Genomic DNA, 17707 nt, shown 5'->3' on the forward strand with positions numbered 1-17707 from the left:
CATCGGCTAGGAGTTAAACCACCTTCTCCTCCAGAGGACTTACACCTCCAAGCAAATGCCCATGCCGGGCGTACACGAAAGGATCCTCCTGCAGATAATCCGCAGGAGGATCCCCGGCCTTTAAACCAAGAGTGAGCGAGCGTCCGGCCAAAACCCGGCATAAGTGAGCGAGCGTCCGGCCAAAACCCGGCATAAGTGAGCGAGCGTCGAGGTTCAGAGATCCCGGATGGTTCGCAGCGCGGCGGCGGCAAGGACTTGGATTGCGAAGCCGAGGGCACGCTCGTCCACAATGAAGTCACCGCGGTGGAGATCGTATTCCTCGCCGCCGGGCGTGTGGGTTCCGAGCCGCATCATGGCACCCGGCAGGTCGGCCAGGAACCAGGCGAAGTCCTCGCCACCCATGGACTGCGGTGTCAGGACGACGGCGTGCTCGCCGAGTTCCGCACGGGCAGCGGCCTCGATGATGGCAGTTTCGTGTTCCGAGTTGACCACGGGAGGGACGCCGCGGGTGTGCTCAAGGTGCACGTCCACCCCGTACGGCGCGGCAACCTGCTGGACGACGTCGTCGAGCAACTCCCCTGCGCTGTGCCAGGCGTCCCTGTCGAGGCAACGCATGGTGCCGGCCATGTAGCCGTTGGCGGGGATGGCGTTGGGTGCCGAACCTGCCGCGATCTGGCCCCACACCACCGAAACGCCGCTGCGCACATCGACCCGGCGGGACAGGACGGCCGGCACGTTGACGGCGATTTGGGCCAGCGCGAAGACCAGGTCTTCGGTCAAATGCGGACGGGAAGTATGGCCGCCACGTCCGGTCAATTCGATTTTGATGGTGTCCGACGCCGAGGTGATGGCGCCGATACGCGTGCCGATCTTGCCGACGTTGATACGCGGATCGCAGTGCAGCGCAAGAATACGCGGAACGCCTTGGAGCACGCCCTGCTCGATGCAGGACAACGCACCGCCGGGCATGGTTTCTTCTGCCGGCTGGAAGATGATGCGCACCGTTCCGCCCAAGGGGGATTCCTGGTGCATGGCGTGCAGCACCAGGGCAATGCCAAGCATGCTCGTGGTGTGGACGTCATGCCCGCACGCGTGGGTGACGCCATGGTTCTTCGACGCGAACGGAAGCCCGGTCTCCTCGATGATGGGGAGGGCGTCGATGTCTCCGCGCAGGGCCGTGGCGATGGGCCCGTCGCCGACGTCGACCGTCAGCCCCGAGCCTTCCAGCCGGCGGGGTTCAAGTCCCGCCGCCTCGAGCCGTTCAACCAGCTTGTCCGTAGTGCGAAATTCCTTGAAGGAAAGTTCGGGGTGCGCATGCAGGTCCCTCCGGAATTCAAGGAGTTCCGGCAAGAGATCGTCAAGCCATGGCTTCACCACAGGGGTCGGCTCGGTTTCGGTAGTGAAATTGCGCACCTCACAACTCTAGCCATCCACACCCCCCGAATAGCGAAAGGGGTCTCTTGGTTACGGACAGCGCCGCAAGAGGGCGCTATAGAACGTCGGTGTCTCCACTTGCCTTGAGCGCGTCCACCGCACCCTTGACCCGCTGGGCGTGCTCCTTCGTGGTGACAAGCAGCGCGTCCGGCGTATCGACGATCACGACGTCCTTGATCCCGATAAGGGCGATCACACGCTTCGTATCGGAGACAACCACACCGCTGGCGTTCTCCGTGAAGACGCGGGCGCCTTCACCGAGGACCGTCACCTCATCGACGTCGCCGGCATTGTTGAGGCGGCCGATCGCGGCGAAGTCTCCGACGTCGTCCCAGCGGAAAGTACCGGGCACGACGGCGACATCCCCCGCCGCCGCGGCTGGTTCGGCCACGGCGTAGTCAATGGCGATCTTCGGCAGAGTGGGCCACACCCGGGCGGTCACTTCATCGCGTTCCGGCGTGTCCCAGGCGTCGGCAATTTCCTGCAGCCCGGCAAACAGGACCGGTTGGTTTGCCTCCAGGTGCTTGAGCATGAGAGCGACGGGCGCGACGAACATGCCGGCATTCCAGACGTAGTCGCCAGTCTCGAGGTACTTCTTGGCAATGTCCTCACTCGGCTTCTCGACGAACTCGACCACGGCGTGCGCATTCGGCGCGTCGTCGATATTGAGCAAGTCCCCGGTGCGGATGTAACCGAACCCGGTCGAGGGGTGCGTGGGCTTGATGCCGATGGTGACGATTTTTCCGGCAGCCGCAGTGTGGATAGCCTCGCGCACAGTTTCCTGGAAAAGGTGGTCCGGGCTGATGACGTGGTCGGCGGCGAAGGAACCCATGATGGTGTCGGGGTCGCGACGGTGCAGGATGGCGGCGGCGAGGCCAATCGCCGCTCCCGAGTCCTTCGGTTCGCTTTCGAGGACCAACTCGTTTTCGCCCACTTCTGGAAGCTGGCGGCAGACGGCAACCCGGTGCGCCACACCCGTAACCACCAGAACCCGGTTGCCGGCCAACGGTTCGAGACGGTCGTACGTAGCCCGCAGGAGGGTGCTGCCCGAACCCGTGAGGTCGTGGAGGAACTTGGGCGCGGCAGCACGCGAAAGCGGCCACAGGCGCGTGCCCACTCCGCCGGCCGGAATAACCGCATGGAAGTGGCGCAATGGCGATTCGAGGCTTGCAGCGTTTTCTATACTCACCGCAACACCTTATCCGACACCCGCTCAAGTCCCGCTTTGTGGTCTTCGTCTCACCATCGTGGCGAAAACGCCGGAATTCAGGCGAAACCCCGCGCTCTCGTTACAAGAAGGGGTGCCTAAATTGAATAAGCTGTGAGCGAAGCCTAGATTTAGGCTGAGCTACGAGTGCTCTCGCAGCTGGCGTTTCCCCCGCATGGATCCCGTGCCAGCGCCGCTGTGTTGCAGGAAGGTTTATTCAGTGCCGACAAAACCAGCTGGCACCTTGTACCGCGGCCGTGAAGGCATGTGGTCCTGGGTTGGACACCGCATTACCGGTGTTGTGATCTTTTTCTTCTTGTTGGTCCATGTGCTGGACACCTCACTGGTGCGTGTGTCCCCGGAGGCCTACACGGCCGTTATCGGCGCCTACAAGAACCCCCTCATGGCCCTGGGCGAAACGGGCCTCGTCGCAGCGATCGTTTTCCACGCCTTCAATGGCCTGCGCGTTATCGCCATTGACTTCTGGAAGAAGGGCGCGAAATACCAGCGCCAGATGCTGTGGACCGTCCTGGTATTGTGGCTGGTCACCTTCGGGGCCTTCGCCATCCGCCACCTGTCCCTCGCACTGGGAGGCCACTAAGCCATGAGTACTGACATTCAAAGCCCGCGCAGTGGAAAAATCGGCAGCGGGAAGATTGCTCCGCAGTACCGTCGCGGCACCGGTTCCAAGGGGAACTTCGAGATGCTCGCGTGGCTGTTCATGCGGCTCTCCGGCGTCGTGCTCGTGGTTCTGATCTTCGGCCACCTTTTCGTGAACCTCATGGTGGGCGAAGGCATCCACGGCATCGACTTCGGCTTCGTGGCCGGCAAGTGGGCCGACCCGTTCTGGCAGTTCTGGGACTTGGCCATGCTGTGGCTCGCCATGCTGCACGGCACCAACGGCGTCCGCACCATCATCAACGACTACGCCGAGAAGGACGCCACGCGCCTTTGGCTCAAGGTAGTCCTTTACGCGGCCACGGTCGTCATCGTCGTTCTTGGCACACTGGTGATCTTCACGTTCAACCCGTGCCCCGTCGTCAACGGCGTTCAGCTGCCCGGCGGGTTCTGCCCGGCGCCGTAGCGCTCCGCTGCACCACCGGCTTGTCCGGCGGCGCACAACACGCGGAGCAGGCTCCGCCGACCATCTGACTTAGAGAGAAAGAGCATCTGGTATGCAGGTCCATAAGTACGACGTCGTTATTGTCGGTGCCGGCGGCGCCGGCATGCGCGCCGCGATCGAATCCGGTCAGCGCGCACGCACCGCAGTACTGACCAAGCTCTACCCCACCCGTTCCCACACCGGCGCAGCCCAGGGCGGCATGTGTGCAGCCCTGGCCAACGTCGAAGAGGACAACTGGGAGTGGCACACGTTCGACACCATCAAGGGTGGCGACTACCTGGTTGACCAGGACGCAGCCGAGGTCATGGCGAAGGAAGCCATCGACGCCGTGCTGGACCTGGAGAAGATGGGCTTGCCGTTCAACCGCACGCCCGAAGGCCGCATTGACCAGCGCCGTTTCGGTGGCCACACCCGTGACCACGGCAAGGCTCCGGTCCGCCGCGCCTGCTATGCAGCAGACCGCACGGGCCACATGATCCTGCAGACGCTGTACCAAAACTGCGTCAAGCACAACGTCGAGTTCTACAACGAGTACTACGTCCTGGACCTGCTGACCGTCGAGGAAGACGCCGTCCGCGAAGACGGGACGCCGTACAAGCAGAAGCGCGTTGCCGGCGTCGTGTCCTACGACCTCGCCTCCGGTGAGTTGCACGTTTTCCAGGCCAAGTCCGTGGTGTTCGCCTCGGGCGGCGCGGGCAAGGTTTTCAAGACCACCTCCAACGCCCACACCCTGACCGGTGACGGCATGGGAATCGCGTTCCGCCGCGGAATCCCGCTGGAGGACATGGAGTTCTTCCAGTTCCACCCGACCGGTCTTGCCGGCTTGGGCATCCTCCTCTCGGAAGCTGCCCGCGGCGAAGGCGCGATCCTGCGTAACTCCGAGGGTGAGCGTTTCATGGAACGCTACGCTCCCACTATCAAGGACCTCGCTCCCCGCGACATCGTGGCCCGCTCCATGGCAAACGAAGTGCGTGAAGGACGCGGGTGCGGCCCGAACAAGGACTACGTCCTCCTGGACCTGACCCACCTCGAGCCGGCCCACATCGACGCGAAGCTCCCGGACATCACCGAATTCGCCCGCACCTACCTCGGTGTCGAGCCGTACACTGAACCGGTTCCCGTGTTCCCGACGGCGCACTACGCCATGGGCGGCATCCCCACGAACATCACCACCGAGGTCCTGCAGGACAACGACACGATCGTTCCGGGCCTGTACGCAGCCGGCGAAGTGGCTTGTGTTTCCGTGCACGGCTCCAACCGCCTGGGTACCAACTCCCTGCTGGACATCAACGTCTTTGGCAAGCGTGCGGGCATTGCTGCGGCCGAATACGCCAAGACCGCTGACTTCGTGGAGCTCCCGGAAGACCCGGAGGCATACACGCTGGATCTGCTGAACCACGTCCGCACTTCCGACGGCGGCGAGAGGGTTGCCGCGATCCGCAAGGAACTGCAGGACACCATGGACGCCAACATGCAGGTGTTCCGTACGGCGGACACCCTGAACCAGGTGCTCAAGGACATCGCGGCCCTCGAAGAGCGGTACCAGCGCATCAGCGTCCAGGACAAGGGAAAGCGCTTCAACCTTGACCTGCTCGAAGCGGTGGAACTGGGCTTCCTGCTGGAACTGGCCAAGGTCATGACAGTTGCGGCCCTGCACCGCGAGGAGTCCCGTGGAGGCCACTTCCGGGAGGACTTCCCGGAGCGCGACGACGAGAAATTCATGAAGCACTCCATGGCGTATAAGGATGAGCACGCTCCGGCGGACGGATCCGCGGAAGCAATCGCGGGCATCCGCCTCGGCACCAAGCCTGTTGTCTTTACGCGCTACGAGCCGATGGTGAGGAAGTACTAAGATGTCTGCTGAACTTGCTGAGCCAGCATCCAAGATCGAGCTGCCCGCGCACATTGGTGGAGGCGGGGAAATCCCGACCTTCAACATCACGCTGCGAGTGCGACGCTACAACCCCGAGGTCTCGGAAGAGGCCGCATGGGAAGACCACCAGCTGACGATGTACGGCACCGACCGCGTGCTGGACGCCCTGCACAAGATCAAGTGGGAAATCGACGGCTCGCTGTCGTTCCGCCGTTCCTGTGCCCACGGCGTCTGCGGTTCCGACGCCATGCGCATCAACGGCCGCAACCGCCTCGCGTGCAAGACCCTGCTGAAGGACCTGGACACCTCCAAGCCCATCACCGTTGAACCGATCAAGGGCCTCCCGGTGGAGAAGGACCTGATCGTGGACATGGAGCCGTTCTTCCAGTCCTTCCGCGAAGTCATGCCGTTCCTGATCAACAAGGGCCACGAGCCCACCAAGGAACGCTTGCAGTCGGTCGAGGACCGTGAACGGTTCGACGACACCACCAAGTGCATCCTGTGCGCCGCCTGCACGTCGTCCTGCCCCGTGTTCTGGACGGACGGCCAGTACTTCGGCCCGGCCGCCATCGTGAACGCACACCGCTTCATCTTCGATTCCCGCGACGATGCCGGTGACATGCGCTTGGAGATCCTCAACGACAAGGAAGGCGTGTGGCGCTGCCGCACCACCTTCAACTGTTCGGAAGCTTGCCCGCGTGGCATCCAGGTGACCCAGGCCATCGCCGAGGTCAAGCAGGCCATCCTGGCACGCAAGATCTAGTCCAAAATTCAGAATACGACGACGGCGTCCCCTTGGCGGGGTCCGCCGTCGTCGCTGTTTAAGACTTCCTCGCAAAACGAAAGGCGGACAGGTGTCCAAATCCATGAAGATCAGCTTCGAAGGCAGCACCGGAGATCTCCTGGCAGGGATCGTGGATGTTCCTGAGGGTCCGGTCCGGGGCTGGGGTGTGTTCTCCCATGGTTTGACCCTCGGCAAGGACAGCCCGTCAGCATCGCGCATCTGCAAGGGTTTGGCGGATCTCGGCGTCGGCATGCTTCGCTTCGACAACCTTGGACTGGGCGACTCCGCCGGCGATTGGTCCGCTGGATCGTTCAGTGTGAAGGTGGCGGACACCATCCGCGCCGCCGGGTTCATGCGCGCCGAAGGCAAGGAAATCTCCCTGCTTGTTGGCCACTCCTTCGGAGGGGCGGCCGTGTTGGCTGCCGCCCTCAGCCTCCCCGAGGTACGTGCCGTTGCGACGGTCGGCGCCCCGTTCCAGCCCAGGCACGTGGAGCACATGTTCGACGCCGAAGTCAGCACGATCCTCAGCGAAGGCAGCGCCGAGGTCAACCTGGGCGGCAGGCGCATGGAGGTCCGCCGGCACTTTGTCGAGGATGTCGAGAAGGCCGACCTCAGGGACTGCATCCGTACCCTGCACAGGCCCCTCATGGTGCTGCACTCCCCCACGGACAACACCGTGGGCATCGACAACGCCAGCGAGATCTTCCAGACTGCACGGCACCCTCGGAGCTTCATTTCGCTCGAAGGCAGTGACCACCTGTTGACGGGCAAAGGACAAGCTGCCCGGGTCGCAGGGATCATCTCCGCCTGGGCCGGGCAGTACCTCGGCGACTAGCGCGGGCCCCAGCCCAACTGACTAGCAATTGTTGTCGTTATGAGGGCTCAAAACGACAACAACTGCTAGCTAGTTGGGGCGCTGGCTCCCTCAGGAGTCCTTTGCGTGGAACGTGCGGGGCGAAGGGTGCCGCGATCCGAGGGCCGGCTTGGGGTGCCCGTGGGCGCTGGTGTCCGCTTCCCTGACGGCCGCCCACGCCCCGGAGACCAAGTAGACCTGGCTGACCAGATTGAACCAGATGAGAAGCCCGATGATGATGGCAAATGAGGCCAGAATGGGATTCCGTCCGGCATTCGCCAGCAACTCCGTGCTGAAGATCTGGAGGATGGTGGTTCCGATGCCGGCCAGCACCGTTCCTTCCACGAAGGCTTGCCGGCGAAGCTTCAAGCGGCCTGCGAAGCGGAACATGATCACCGCCGTCGCCCAGTTGAGGACCAGGGGTACGGCCGTGCGAACGAGCCAGGTGACTGGGCCAGCGACGGCGTCGGCCAAACCGAGCCGCTCGATGATCCATCCGGCTGCTGTCCCGAACACGAGCGAAACACCGGCGCTGACCACCAAGGCTGCGCCGAGCAGCAGGAGGGTACCGGCGTCGCGGGCCTTCATCAGCAGAGGGTTTTCCTGCACGGGCTCCAGACCGCACACCCCGCGGAGACCCTCCCGGATCCCCGCGATCCAGCCGAGAGCAGTAAAGACCGTGACGACGGCGGCTATGACGGCCGTCCAGCCAAGGCCTGTGGGATTCAGGAGATCATGCGGATCCACCAGGCCGTTGCCCCCGCTGGTTTTCAGGAGTCCCGGGGCCGCTGTGGCGACGCTCGAGACGATTGAATCAACTAGTTGGGGTTGCCCGTTGAGGACCAAGCCGGTCACGGCGAATCCGGTGGCCAGCAGGCCTGTGATGGAGAAGAACATGGTGAAGCCTATGCCGGCGCTCAACAACGGACCGTGGCGCAGGTTGTAGAGGTTGAAGGCGCGCATCGGCCGGAAGTTGCTGAGCCGGGCGAGGGCCAGGTTGATGAACGCCGGTATGGTGGCGCCTCTGTTGCCCGAGCGCCGGGCTTTACCCCATTCGACCTGACGATGGATGAGCTGCAGCTTCAGCTGCGCCCCTTCAGTCGGCAGCGGTGGCTTCTCCGCCTGCTGCCGGTCGTTGCGCTGTGCTTTTCCGTGATTGGTCTGCGTCGCCGCCAAAGTCGAGCTCTTCCCGTAGCTGCCAAATGCCGTTGTCGTCGTGCTCGTAAAGTCCCATGCTAACCACAGGGAAGGTGGCGCTGTAGTTCTTGAGCACCGTTTCGGCCTCGTCAAGACTCTCGGGAGCGACGTCGTGCGCTACCGTCACGTGCGGGTGGTAGGGGAAGGGAAGATCGCGTTCCAGGGGGCCGGTCTGTAGTTGTTCGTGCAGGCCTACGCACTCCTCGAAACCGTCTTCGACCTTCAGGAACACCACCGGGGATACCGGCCGGAAGGAGCCCGTGCCGGAAATCGTGATCCTGAATGGTGCCTGGCGCCGCGCGACGTCGCGGACATGCTCAAGGGTGGCTTCCCAGTCCTGGGCAGGGGTAGTGGTCACGAGGGTGATGTGGGCCGGGATCACTTCCGCCATCGGATCGCCAAAGGATGCACGCCATTGCTGCAGTTCCTGGGCGACTTCCCGGGGGAAACCCAGAATGACCCCTACGCACAGGTTGTCCCCGCACGCGCTTGCAGACTGGTGTGCGCCCGTGCCCGGGCGGGCATCAGTGTCCCGGCCGGCTCCCCTTGAACGGGAGCCGACCTGGACGCTGAGCTTGCCAGCCGCGCACATGGCTTTAGCGGATTCCTTGTGCTCCGCCGTACGGCAGGAAGCCCACCTTGGCGTAGACGTCGGCGAGCGTGGCCGAGGCGATCTCGCGGGCTTTGTCCGCTCCGTGAGCCAGGAGCCGGTCGAGTTCTGCCGGATCGGCGAGCAACTCGTTGGCGCGGTCCCGGATCGGCCCGAGGTGGGCCGCAACGAGTTCAGCGAGGTCGACCTTCAGGTGGCCGTACATCTTGCCTTCATAGTCCGCGACGATTTTCTCCACCGTCTGGCCGCTGATGGACGAGTAGATGCTCAGCAGGTTGGACACTCCGGGCTTCGCTTCGCGATCGAAGCGGATTTCCGTGCCGTTATCCGTGACTGCCGACTTGATGCGTTTGGCCGTGACCTTCGGGTCATCGAGCAGGTTGATCAGGCCGGCCGGCGACTCCGCGGATTTGGACATCTTGGCCGTGGGGTTCTGGAGATCGTAGATCTTGGCCGTTTCCTTCTGGATAAAGGCCTGCGGCACCTGGAATGTCTCGCCGTAGCGGCTGTTGAAACGCTGGGCGAGGTCGCGGCTGAGCTCAATGTGTTGCCGCTGGTCTTCGCCTACGGGCACCCCGTGTGGCTGGTACAGCAGGATGTCGGCCGCCTGCAGGATCGGGTAGGTGAAGAGCCCGACGCTCGCGTGGTCCGAGCCGTGTTGCAGCGACTTGTCCTTGAACTGGATCATGCGCGATGCTTCGCCGAAGCCCGTGATACAGCCCAGGACCCACGCCAGCTGGGCATGTTCAGGCACCTGGGACTGGACGAACAGGGTGCACTTGTTGACGTCTACACCGCCGGCGATGTACTGCGCAGCGGTGACGCGCGTACGGCGAGCCAGCTCGGCGGGATCCTGCGGCACCGTAATGGCATGCAGGTCCGGGATGAAGAAGATGGCGTCGTACTCGTCCTGCATGCGGACCCAGTTGACCAGGGCACCGAGGTAGTTGCCCAGGTGGAGGGAGTCAGCAGAGGGCTGCATGCCGGACAGCACGCGGTGCTTCGCCCCGGCGGCCAGTTTGGTTGATGTTGCCTTGGCTGCGGCTGCAGCGGGTTCAGTCGTGGTGGAACTGGTCATGAGGAAACTTTCGAAAGCCTAGAGCTGGTAGTCGACTACCAGCGGTGCGTGGTCGGAGAAACGGGTGTCCCATGACGGCGCCCGGTCGACGACGGCCGAAAGTGCGGCTGCCGCGAGTCCGGGAGTGGCCATGTGGTAGTCGATGCGCCAGCCTGTGTCAGTGTCAAAGGCCTTACCGCGCTGAGACCACCAGGTGTAGGGGCCATCGACATTTCCTGCCAGGCCCCTGTGGACATCCCTCCATCCGATCTCGTCGCCGAAGAAGCGGTCGAAGTACGCGCGCTCCTCAGGAAGGAAACCGGCACGCTTGGTGTTGCCCTTCCAATTCTTGATGTCCAGCTCCGTATGGCCCACGTTCAGGTCGCCGACCACCAAGGCATGCTCGCTGTGCTTGGCAAGTTCCGGAAGCCTCGTGGTCATAATGTCCAGGAAGCGGTACTTGTCCACCTGCTTGGGTGTGTCCACTTCGCCGGAGTGCACATAGGCGCTGACGACCGTCAGGGTAGTGTCCTTGCCGCCGCCGTCCCGAACGACGTAGTCCGCCTCGACCCAGCGCCCAGTCGTGGCGAAGTAGTCGTCGCCGATACCCACGCGGGTGGCGACGGGTTCCTGCCGGGAGGCAATCGCAACGCCGGCGCGGCCCTTTGCCTCGGCTTCGGCGTGCAGGATGTACCAGCCTTCGCCGATGAGCTGGTGGACCACCTCATCGGGCGCGCGGACTTCCTGCAGACACAGGATGTCGACGTCGCGCGGTTCCAGCCACTCCGCCATGCCCTTCTTGTAGGCGGCGCGAATGCCGTTGACGTTGACCGTTGCGATGCGAAGGAAGTCCTTCTTCAATGCCGAGCTCACCCCGTCCACTCTAGTCGATGATGGTGCCCGAGACGGGCTCGTCGCCGCCGCCGGATGACTTGATCATGTCCCGGGCATTGCTTGACGTGATGGCGATGGTTTCCAAGGCGCGGTTGATCGTGTCCTGATCGGCGGCGTCGCCCTTGGCGCGTTCGTCCTCCACCACGCGGACCTGCACCTGGACAATCTTGAAAGAGTGGTCCAGTTTGAGGTCCCGCATTTCGTCAGCTTCGCTCCGTTCCGAGACCACCCGTGTGCCACCGTGGTCGGCGCTCGACGACGACGGCGCCCGGCCGGTTGCCGCGTTGAAGGCGTTCTGGGCCTCGGTGAGTTTTTCACCGGCCCGCCTGGCGGCCTTCTGGATGCTGAAGACCACGAAAGCGGCGAGCGCGAGCCAGCCGAAGGAGACAACCGCAACGATCCAACCGACGACGTCGTTGTGGTTGGCGGCGAAGATCACGGCCACCAGGAAAGCGATGAGCACCACGGTCATGCCCAGTCCACCGATGCGGAAGCCTTTGAAAGGGCTCCTGGCGGAAGCGGACGAGGGAACAGATGACGGGGAGTCGCCGAGGGATCGCATGCACCCATTGTCGCAAACTCCGCGCGGCGAACCGCCCGCTTCCACCCCCGGCGAACAGCCCGCGCCGCTATTTCAGGAAGAGCTTGCGCAACCTTCCGGTAGTGAGCGTGATGCCGAGTCCGATCATCACGAGGTAGTAGGCGATATGGACTGCCGTGGCCGGGCTGAAGGAGCCGATGCTGATCTGCCGCAGGAGTTCCACCCCATGCCAGAGGGGCATTGCTTGGATGAGCCACTGGATGTACTGCGGATAGACGCTCAGCGGGTAGAAGGTAGCGCTGAAAAGGAACATGGGCAGCATGAAGAAGTTGATCCAGTCCATCTGCTGGAACGTCTTCATGAAGCTGGTGATGCCCATGCCGAAACTCGCAAAGCCGAAAGCGATCAGTACTGAGGCGGGGATGACGAGGATGGCCCATGGCGTGGTGATGATTCCCATGACGGCCATGACGGCCGTGAACCCCGTGGCATACAGGAGTCCGCGCAGCAGGGCCAGGAAGATCTCCCCGATGGCTACGTCCAACGGCCCGAGGGAGGTGTAGAGCATTCCTTGGTACAGCTTGGCGAAGTTCATCTTGAAAAAGACGTTCCAGGTGGAGTCGTAGACGGCGCCGTTCATGGCGGACACGGCCAGGAGCGCGGGCGCGATGTACGCCGCATAGCTGATTTCCTGGCCGCCCGGTCCCGCCACGGTACCCACAATCGGGCCGAGTCCCACGCCCATCGAAATCAGGTAGAGCACCGGCTCGAAGAATCCGGATACCAGGATCAACCACGTGCTGCTTTTCGCTGCCATGAGGCCCCGGGACACAACAGCAAGCGCGTTGCGGGAGTACAGCGGGCCGAAGGTACGTTCACGGGCGGCGTCGGTGGCGCTGTGGCCTCCGGTAAGAACGCTCATGCTCCCATCCTCCTGACGAACTGGCGCCGCGTCAGCGTCCAGCCTGCGGCGGCGGCGCCCACAAGGAACAGGACGTGGGCCAGGGTCAACAAGGGATTCTCCTCGAGTCCGTAGGTGAAGACGCGGCCAAGCTGAGTGCCGTGCCAGACCGGGGAGATCCAACCGATCCAGCGCACTCCAAGCGGCAGCGAATCCAGCGGGAAGAAGGTGCCCGAAAACAGGAACAGCGGCACCACGATGAAGCGCTGCACCAGCGCGAACTGGCCGGAGTCTTTGGTGATGGTCGAGGCATAGGCCATGAGCGGCAGCCCGAAGGACAGTCCGGCCACCGTGGCAACTATCGCCGACACCCAACCCCACGGACTCGGCGAGGCACCGAACATGGCCACGATGGCGAAGTACACCACCGATTGCACCAGGAACTTCAAGGCACTCGCCATGATGTGGCCCGCGGCGATCTGCTGCGGTACCAGCGGGGAGGCGTGCGGGCCAAAGAACACGCGGCGCCACTTGAAGCCGTCCATGATCGGGTAGGAAAAGTCTCCCGACGCCGTCATGACCGCGGATGAGACCAACAATGCCGGCGCGATGAAGGTCAAATAGTTCACTCCACCGAACACCGCTGCGCTGTTCGCATCCACGAGGCTCGCCAGCCCGACTCCCATGGCGAACAGGTAGGCCACCGGCTGCCCCACGCTGTACAGGAACACGGACCAGCCGTAGCCACGCATCACTCGGAGGACCTGCTCGGCGTAGAAGAAAGATCCCCAGCGCTTCGCCCGGCTGGCTGAGACGGCAGGCGAGTGGGCGCTAGTCAACGAGGCTCCGTCCGGTCAGCCGGAGGAAGACGTCCTCCAGCGAAGAACGCCGCACCAGCGACGTCAGGGGACGGAGCCGGCGTGCGGAGACTTGCTCCAGGGCCGATTCGCCGTCGTTCGCGTAGATGAGCACCCGGTCCGGGAGCGTCTCGACGCGTTCGCCGATGCCCGCGAGTTCGGCGCCGATAGTGGCGTTGCGTTCCGAACCGAAGCGCAGTTCCAGCACCTCGCGCGTGGAATATTCGCGGATCAGGCTGGCAGGCGAACCTTCGGCCATGATCCGGCCCTTGTCCACCACGATCAGCCGGTCGCAAAGCTGTTCGGCCTCGTCCATGTAGTGCGTAGTGAGGATCAGCGTGACACCTTGCTCCTTGAGCCTGAACAGCCGGTCCCAAAGGATGTGGCGCGCCTGCGGGTCCAGTCCCGTAGTGGGCTCGTCCAGGAGCAGGATCTTCGGCTCGTTGATCAGCGAGCGGGCAATCGTGAGGCGCCGTTTCATGCCGCCCGACAGGGCATCGACCCTCGACTTGGCCTTGTCCGTCAGCTGGGCGAACTCGAGCAGTTCATCAGCCTTGGGGCGCAAGTAGCTCAAGGGCAAGCCGAAGTAGCGGCCATAGACAATCAGGTTTTCGCGGACCTTCAGTTCCTCGTCCAGGTTGTCCTGTTGCGGTACCACTCCGAGGTGCGCGCGGACTTCCGGCCCGTGGGTTTCCGGGTCCAGGCCCATGATGCTGAGCTTCCCGGACGTGCGCTGGGAGACTCCGCCGATCATTTTCATGGTGGTCGATTTGCCGGCACCGTTGGGGCCAAGCAGGCCGAAGGACTCCCCTGCCGGGACCTCGAACGAGATTCCGTCGACGGCGATGAGCTCGCCGTAGCTCTTGGTGAGGTTTTCGGCGGTGATGACTGCGGGTGGGTTCATCTGGAAGCTGGCTGACGTGGAGGAAGATCGGGTGGCTTCATTGTGCACCCCAGCAGACTAGTAGAGCCAAGGAATACGTGAAAGAGGTATTCCGCAATTTTCTGGACTAACCTGCTGGACCCTTCGCGACATTCTGCTGGATCATTCCGCACCTCAGGCCCTGGAACCGCGTGGTTCCAGGGCCTGAGGGTTTATCCAGCGGAGTGATCCAGCAGAATCCGTCGGTTCATCACTTCGTGGGATGTGCCCGCAGCACTTCCAGGCGTTGGCGGTACTCGGTCTCGTCGATTTCGCCCCGTGCGTAGCGCTCCCTCAGCACGCTTTCGGCGCCCTGTGTTGCTGCCCAGTAGTGGTTCCGGCGCCACATCCGGCGGCCGAAAAAGATGAAGAATCCGATCACGAGGAACCAAAACAGCGGGATCAGGAGGAAAAACGGCCAGAAGACGAATCCGTCCCCCGGTCCGTGGACGACGACGTCGGCGGGCAGCTGCGCGGCCGCGGCGCCGATGGTGGTGCTCAGTGATGTCAACATGTCCAGTCCAAACTCTCAACAGGCCGTATCTCGGCTCTGTTTCCAGTCTTGTTTTTGGCCCGTCGAAACGCGTCGGCCACCGGGAGTCACTTGCGGCCAGCTGCCTACTCCCCCGGGAGACTGCAGGCCAGGGCTAGCTGCTCCAACCCGGCCGCACCAGGCCGGACTCGTACGCGAGCACCACCAATTGCGCACGGTCACGCACCAGCAGTTTGGTCATGATCCGTGAAACGTGCGTCTTTGCCGTGAGCGGGGTGATGAACAGCCGCTCGGCGATCTCTGCGTTGTTCAGGCCCTCGCCAACCAACGCCAGAACTTCCCGTTCGCGCTCGGTAATTTGCTCCAGCGGCACTGTCTTCGACGCCGCCTTGCTGTGCAGGGCAAGCTGGGCCATGATGCGGCGTGTCACCGACGGCGAAAGGAGGGCGTCGCCGTCGTGCACTACCCGCACGGCCCGGATCAGTTCCTCCGGTTCGGTGTCCTTGACGAGGAAGCCCGCGGCGCCCGCGCGCACGGCTTCGGCGATGTATTCGTCCAGCTCGAAGGTCGTGAGGATGATAATGCGCGTGTGCGCGAGTTGTGGGTTGGCCAGGATTTGCCGGGTTGCGGCCAGCCCGTCGCCATCCGGCATGCGGATGTCCATGAGCACGACGTCGGGTGCCTCACGCTCGGCCAGCCTGACGGCGTCCCGGCCGGTACCGGCTTCGGCCACCACCTCCATGTCCGGTTCGGCGTCCAGGAGGGCCCGGAATCCCGCCCGGATAAGGTTCTGGTCGTCGGCGAGCAGCAAGCGGATCATCGTTGGTGTCCTCCCTCGTGGGGGTTCAGTGGAAGGTTCGCTTCCACGCGCAGCCCGGGCTCCAGCGGCGTCAGGCCAAGCGTGCCGCCCAGCGCCTCGACGCGCTCCCGCATGCCCCTCAGCCCGTTCCCGGCGGGCGCTCCGCGGAGGCCTCCGCCGTCGTCGTCGATCCGCACCCTCAGCGCGTTCCCGGACCATTCGAGAAGTACGACGGCGGACGCCGCACCTGAGTGCCTGCGGACGTTGCTCAGCCCTTCCTGGACGGTCCGGTAGGCCGCTTCCTGCTGGCCTGGGCCCACGCGTTCCGGGTCTACGGAGTTTTCGAACCGCACCTCTAGGCCGCCTCGCCGCGCGTCGTCGACGAGTTCCGGGATCCGCCCCAGGCTTGGCGGAGCCGAGGGACTCAGCGGGGCGTCGTCGCGCAGCACACCGAGGAGCTGGCGGACTTCGGCCAAGGACTCCTTGCTCGCGGCCTTGATGGCCTCCAGCGCCGGGCGGAGCTTCTCGGGATCGTTCGTTCCCAGATGGAGCGCCACAGAGGCTTGGACGTTGATCATCGACAGGGAGTGCGCCACCACATCGTGGATATCGCGGGCGAGCGTGAGGCGGTACTCGTCCCGTTCGGCCTGTTTCGCGGCCTCCCGCCGTCGCCGGTATTCGGCCATCCGTTCGCCCCGGCGTCGGAAGCCTTCACCGATCAGGACAAGGATCGCGGCCCAGGCGACACCGGCAGAGGCCCGGACCAGCCCCGTCTCATCTCCGGCGAGGACAGTCATCAGAACGACGGCCGCGGCGGAAATCCCGGCCCCGAGCCAGGCCTGCCAGCGCAGCCCCGCGGCAGCAGTGAGGATGATCGAGAGAGCCAGGGACAGCACTATCGGACCCCAGGCGTAACCGAGGAGCAGATAGACGGACGCGGCCGGGAGGGTGATCGGGAGCATGACGGCCGGCCTGCGGGTCCGGAAAGCCAAGGCCACCGGTCCCGCCAACAGCAAGATGAAGGCGAGCGGGTCCAAGGGGCGCAGGGTGGCCTGGTGGCTCGCTGAAAAGACGGTCCCCAAGACCTGGATCAGCGCCACCGCGATCACGATGAAACTCGTGGGAGGACCCTGGAAACGCCGCTGCATGCTTCGAGCCTAGCCGCGGAGGGCGCCGACGTCGTCGGGTTAACGGTGTAGGGCGCCTACTCCCGCGGGAGTAGGCGCCCTACACGGCGGTGGGGAGCACAATCAGGCGACGCCGGAGGCGCTTCGCGCTGCCACTTGGCGTTCGGCGGCTTCGACCACGTTGGTCATGAGCAGCGCCACGGTCATGGGGCCCACGCCGCCGGGGTTCGGCGAAATCCAGCCGGCTACCTCGGCAACGGCGGGATCGATGTCCCCGTGGACCTTGCTCTTGCCCGTCTCGGGGTCGGTTTCACGGGTGACACCGACGTCGAGCACGGCCGCGCCCGGCTTCACGTCCGCAGGCTTGACGATGTGCTTGGCACCCGCCGCGCCGACAATCACGTCCGCCTGCCGCAGCAGCTCCGAGAGGTTCTTGGTGCCGGTGTGCGTGAGCGTCACGGTGGCGTTCACGGCCCGCCGCGTGAGCAGCAGTCCGATCGAGCGGCCGATGGTGACCCCGCGGCCGACCACCACGACGTGCTTGCCGGCGAGGCTGTAGCCGTTGCGCTGCAGGAGCTCGATGACGCCGCGCGGCGTGCATGGCAGCGGCGAGGTGATCTCTCCGTTGACGTTGAGCACCAGCCGGCCCAGGTTGGTCGGGTGCAGGCCGTCGGCATCCTTGGCGGGGTCGATCCGCTCGAGGATGGCGTCGGTGTCCAGGTGCTTGGGCAGTGGCAGCTGCACGATGTAACCGTGGCAGGCGGGGTCCGCGTTGAGTTCGTCGATGAGGTCCTCGACCTGCGCCTGGGTGGCGTCCGCCGGAAGCTCACGCTGGATCGAGTTCATCCCGATCTCCACGGACTGCTTGTGCTTCATGGACACGTAAAGCTGCGAAGCAGGGTCCGCACCGACGAGCACAGTGGCAATGCCCGGAGTTACGCCGCGGGCCCTCAGGGCAGCTACACGCTCAGTCAGCTCAGACTTGATGGCGGCAGCGGCGGCCTTGCCGTCAAGGATCTTCGCGGTCTGCGCCAT

19 protein-coding genes are annotated in these 17707 nt (G+C 64.1%); 5 read left to right on the plus strand and 14 right to left on the minus strand.

Annotation, left to right across the window (positions count from 1 at the left end):
• Window positions 1–213: 213 nt before the first annotated feature.
• Together AC3WJM_RS09260 and AC3WJM_RS09265 are read right to left on the minus strand one after the other, a co-directional pair.
• On the minus strand, window positions 214–1413 hold the full coding sequence (locus AC3WJM_RS09260; protein ID WP_059387988.1) for an amidohydrolase: 1200 nt from the start codon (window positions 1411–1413) through the stop codon (window positions 214–216).
• Window positions 1414–1489: 76 nt separating this feature from the next.
• Window positions 1490–2623 carry a mannose-1-phosphate guanylyltransferase gene (locus AC3WJM_RS09265; protein ID WP_059387989.1) on the minus strand — a complete coding sequence of 378 codons (1134 nt, stop codon included), beginning with the start codon at window positions 2621–2623 and terminating at the stop codon, window positions 1490–1492.
• Between the two features lie 238 nt (window positions 2624–2861).
• On the opposite strand from AC3WJM_RS09265, the gene sdhC reads away from it, so the two are divergent.
• The 5 genes from sdhC (at window position 2862) to AC3WJM_RS09290 (ending at window position 7256) form a co-directional block, all read left to right on the plus strand.
• The gene (gene sdhC / locus AC3WJM_RS09270; RefSeq protein ID WP_084784381.1) at window positions 2862–3242 is read left to right on the plus strand and encodes a succinate dehydrogenase, cytochrome b556 subunit; all 381 of its coding nucleotides are present in this window, start codon (window positions 2862–2864) and stop codon (window positions 3240–3242) included.
• A gap of 3 nt (window positions 3243–3245) precedes the next feature.
• Complete coding sequence (locus tag AC3WJM_RS09275) at window positions 3246–3725, plus strand: succinate dehydrogenase hydrophobic membrane anchor subunit (protein WP_059387990.1); 480 nt, start codon at window positions 3246–3248, stop codon at window positions 3723–3725.
• Window positions 3726–3816: 91 nt separating this feature from the next.
• Complete coding sequence (sdhA, locus tag AC3WJM_RS09280; RefSeq protein WP_306964665.1) at window positions 3817–5616, plus strand: succinate dehydrogenase flavoprotein subunit; 1800 nt, start codon at window positions 3817–3819, stop codon at window positions 5614–5616.
• 1 nt (window position 5617) lies between these two features.
• A complete protein-coding gene (locus tag AC3WJM_RS09285) occupies window positions 5618–6400 on the plus strand; it encodes a succinate dehydrogenase iron-sulfur subunit (RefSeq protein ID WP_059387992.1) in 783 nt (260 codons plus the stop codon).
• Window positions 6401–6491: 91 nt separating this feature from the next.
• Entirely contained in the window at window positions 6492–7256 is a 765-nt protein-coding gene (locus tag AC3WJM_RS09290) for an alpha/beta hydrolase family protein (protein ID WP_284992006.1), read from the plus strand.
• Window positions 7257–7346: 90 nt separating this feature from the next.
• Here AC3WJM_RS09290 and AC3WJM_RS09295 read toward each other — a convergent pair whose 3' ends face one another.
• The 12 genes from AC3WJM_RS09295 to AC3WJM_RS09350 form a co-directional block, all read right to left on the minus strand.
• Window positions 7347–8450, minus strand: coding sequence for a YihY/virulence factor BrkB family protein (locus AC3WJM_RS09295; protein ID WP_441433657.1), 1104 nt, complete (start codon window positions 8448–8450; stop codon window positions 7347–7349).
• Window positions 8371–9063 (minus strand): 2'-5' RNA ligase family protein, encoded by a 693-nt coding sequence (locus tag AC3WJM_RS09300; RefSeq protein WP_492259527.1) that lies wholly within the window; start codon window positions 9061–9063, stop codon window positions 8371–8373. Before AC3WJM_RS09300 ends, AC3WJM_RS09295 begins: the two co-directional genes overlap by 80 nt.
• A gap of 4 nt (window positions 9064–9067) precedes the next feature.
• Complete coding sequence (gene trpS, locus AC3WJM_RS09305; protein WP_306964660.1) at window positions 9068–10159, minus strand: tryptophan--tRNA ligase; 1092 nt, start codon at window positions 10157–10159, stop codon at window positions 9068–9070.
• A gap of 18 nt (window positions 10160–10177) precedes the next feature.
• On the minus strand, window positions 10178–11011 hold the full coding sequence (locus AC3WJM_RS09310; RefSeq protein WP_059388003.1) for an exodeoxyribonuclease III: 834 nt from the start codon (window positions 11009–11011) through the stop codon (window positions 10178–10180).
• A gap of 10 nt (window positions 11012–11021) precedes the next feature.
• Window positions 11022–11594 carry a hypothetical protein gene (locus AC3WJM_RS09315; protein WP_307052678.1) on the minus strand — a complete coding sequence of 191 codons (573 nt, stop codon included), beginning with the start codon at window positions 11592–11594 and terminating at the stop codon, window positions 11022–11024.
• 67 nt (window positions 11595–11661) lie between these two features.
• Window positions 11662–12495 carry an ABC transporter permease gene (locus AC3WJM_RS09320; protein ID WP_492271714.1) on the minus strand — a complete coding sequence of 278 codons (834 nt, stop codon included), beginning with the start codon at window positions 12493–12495 and terminating at the stop codon, window positions 11662–11664.
• A complete protein-coding gene (locus AC3WJM_RS09325; protein WP_492271715.1) occupies window positions 12492–13313 on the minus strand; it encodes an ABC transporter permease in 822 nt (273 codons plus the stop codon). Before AC3WJM_RS09325 ends, AC3WJM_RS09320 begins: the two co-directional genes overlap by 4 nt.
• Window positions 13306–14235 carry an ABC transporter ATP-binding protein gene (locus AC3WJM_RS09330; protein ID WP_059388000.1) on the minus strand — a complete coding sequence of 310 codons (930 nt, stop codon included), beginning with the start codon at window positions 14233–14235 and terminating at the stop codon, window positions 13306–13308. The genes AC3WJM_RS09325 and AC3WJM_RS09330 overlap by 8 nt, the downstream gene beginning before the upstream one ends.
• A gap of 229 nt (window positions 14236–14464) precedes the next feature.
• A complete protein-coding gene (locus AC3WJM_RS09335; RefSeq protein WP_332601548.1) occupies window positions 14465–14767 on the minus strand; it encodes an SHOCT domain-containing protein in 303 nt (100 codons plus the stop codon).
• Between the two features lie 133 nt (window positions 14768–14900).
• Window positions 14901–15566 (minus strand): response regulator transcription factor, encoded by a 666-nt coding sequence (locus AC3WJM_RS09340; RefSeq protein WP_284992010.1) that lies wholly within the window; start codon window positions 15564–15566, stop codon window positions 14901–14903.
• The gene (locus tag AC3WJM_RS09345) at window positions 15563–16693 is read right to left on the minus strand and encodes a histidine kinase (protein WP_492271716.1); all 1131 of its coding nucleotides are present in this window, start codon (window positions 16691–16693) and stop codon (window positions 15563–15565) included. Before AC3WJM_RS09345 ends, AC3WJM_RS09340 begins: the two co-directional genes overlap by 4 nt.
• 102 nt (window positions 16694–16795) lie before the next feature.
• The gene (locus AC3WJM_RS09350; protein WP_492271717.1) at window positions 16796–17707 is read right to left on the minus strand and encodes a bifunctional methylenetetrahydrofolate dehydrogenase/methenyltetrahydrofolate cyclohydrolase; all 912 of its coding nucleotides are present in this window, start codon (window positions 17705–17707) and stop codon (window positions 16796–16798) included.

This window comes from Arthrobacter sp. FW306-1B-G06A, assembly GCF_058781765.1.

Bases quoted from the DNA above. Each gene is read 5' to 3' on its own strand.
- AC3WJM_RS09275 (WP_059387990.1), top strand. From the start codon at position 3,246: ATGAGTACTGACATTCAAAGCCCGCGCAGTGGAAAAATCGGCAGCGGG.
- sdhA (WP_306964665.1), top strand. From the start codon at position 3,817: ATGCAGGTCCATAAGTACGACGTCGTTATTGTCGGTGCCGGCGGCGCC.
- AC3WJM_RS09285 (WP_059387992.1), top strand. From the start codon at position 5,618: ATGTCTGCTGAACTTGCTGAGCCAGCATCCAAGATCGAGCTGCCCGCG.
- AC3WJM_RS09300 (WP_492259527.1), bottom strand. From the start codon at position 9,063: ATGTGCGCGGCTGGCAAGCTCAGCGTCCAGGTCGGCTCCCGTTCAAGG.
- trpS (WP_306964660.1), bottom strand. From the start codon at position 10,159: ATGACCAGTTCCACCACGACTGAACCCGCTGCAGCCGCAGCCAAGGCA.
- AC3WJM_RS09315 (WP_307052678.1), bottom strand. From the start codon at position 11,594: ATGCGATCCCTCGGCGACTCCCCGTCATCTGTTCCCTCGTCCGCTTCC.
- AC3WJM_RS09320 (WP_492271714.1), bottom strand. From the start codon at position 12,495: ATGAGCGTTCTTACCGGAGGCCACAGCGCCACCGACGCCGCCCGTGAA.
- AC3WJM_RS09330 (WP_059388000.1), bottom strand. From the start codon at position 14,235: ATGAACCCACCCGCAGTCATCACCGCCGAAAACCTCACCAAGAGCTAC.
- AC3WJM_RS09335 (WP_332601548.1), bottom strand. From the start codon at position 14,767: ATGTTGACATCACTGAGCACCACCATCGGCGCCGCGGCCGCGCAGCTG.
- AC3WJM_RS09340 (WP_284992010.1), bottom strand. From the start codon at position 15,566: ATGATCCGCTTGCTGCTCGCCGACGACCAGAACCTTATCCGGGCGGGA.
- AC3WJM_RS09345 (WP_492271716.1), bottom strand. From the start codon at position 16,693: ATGCAGCGGCGTTTCCAGGGTCCTCCCACGAGTTTCATCGTGATCGCG.
- AC3WJM_RS09350 (WP_492271717.1), bottom strand. From the start codon at position 17,707: ATGGCGCAGACCGCGAAGATCCTTGACGGCAAGGCCGCCGCTGCCGCC.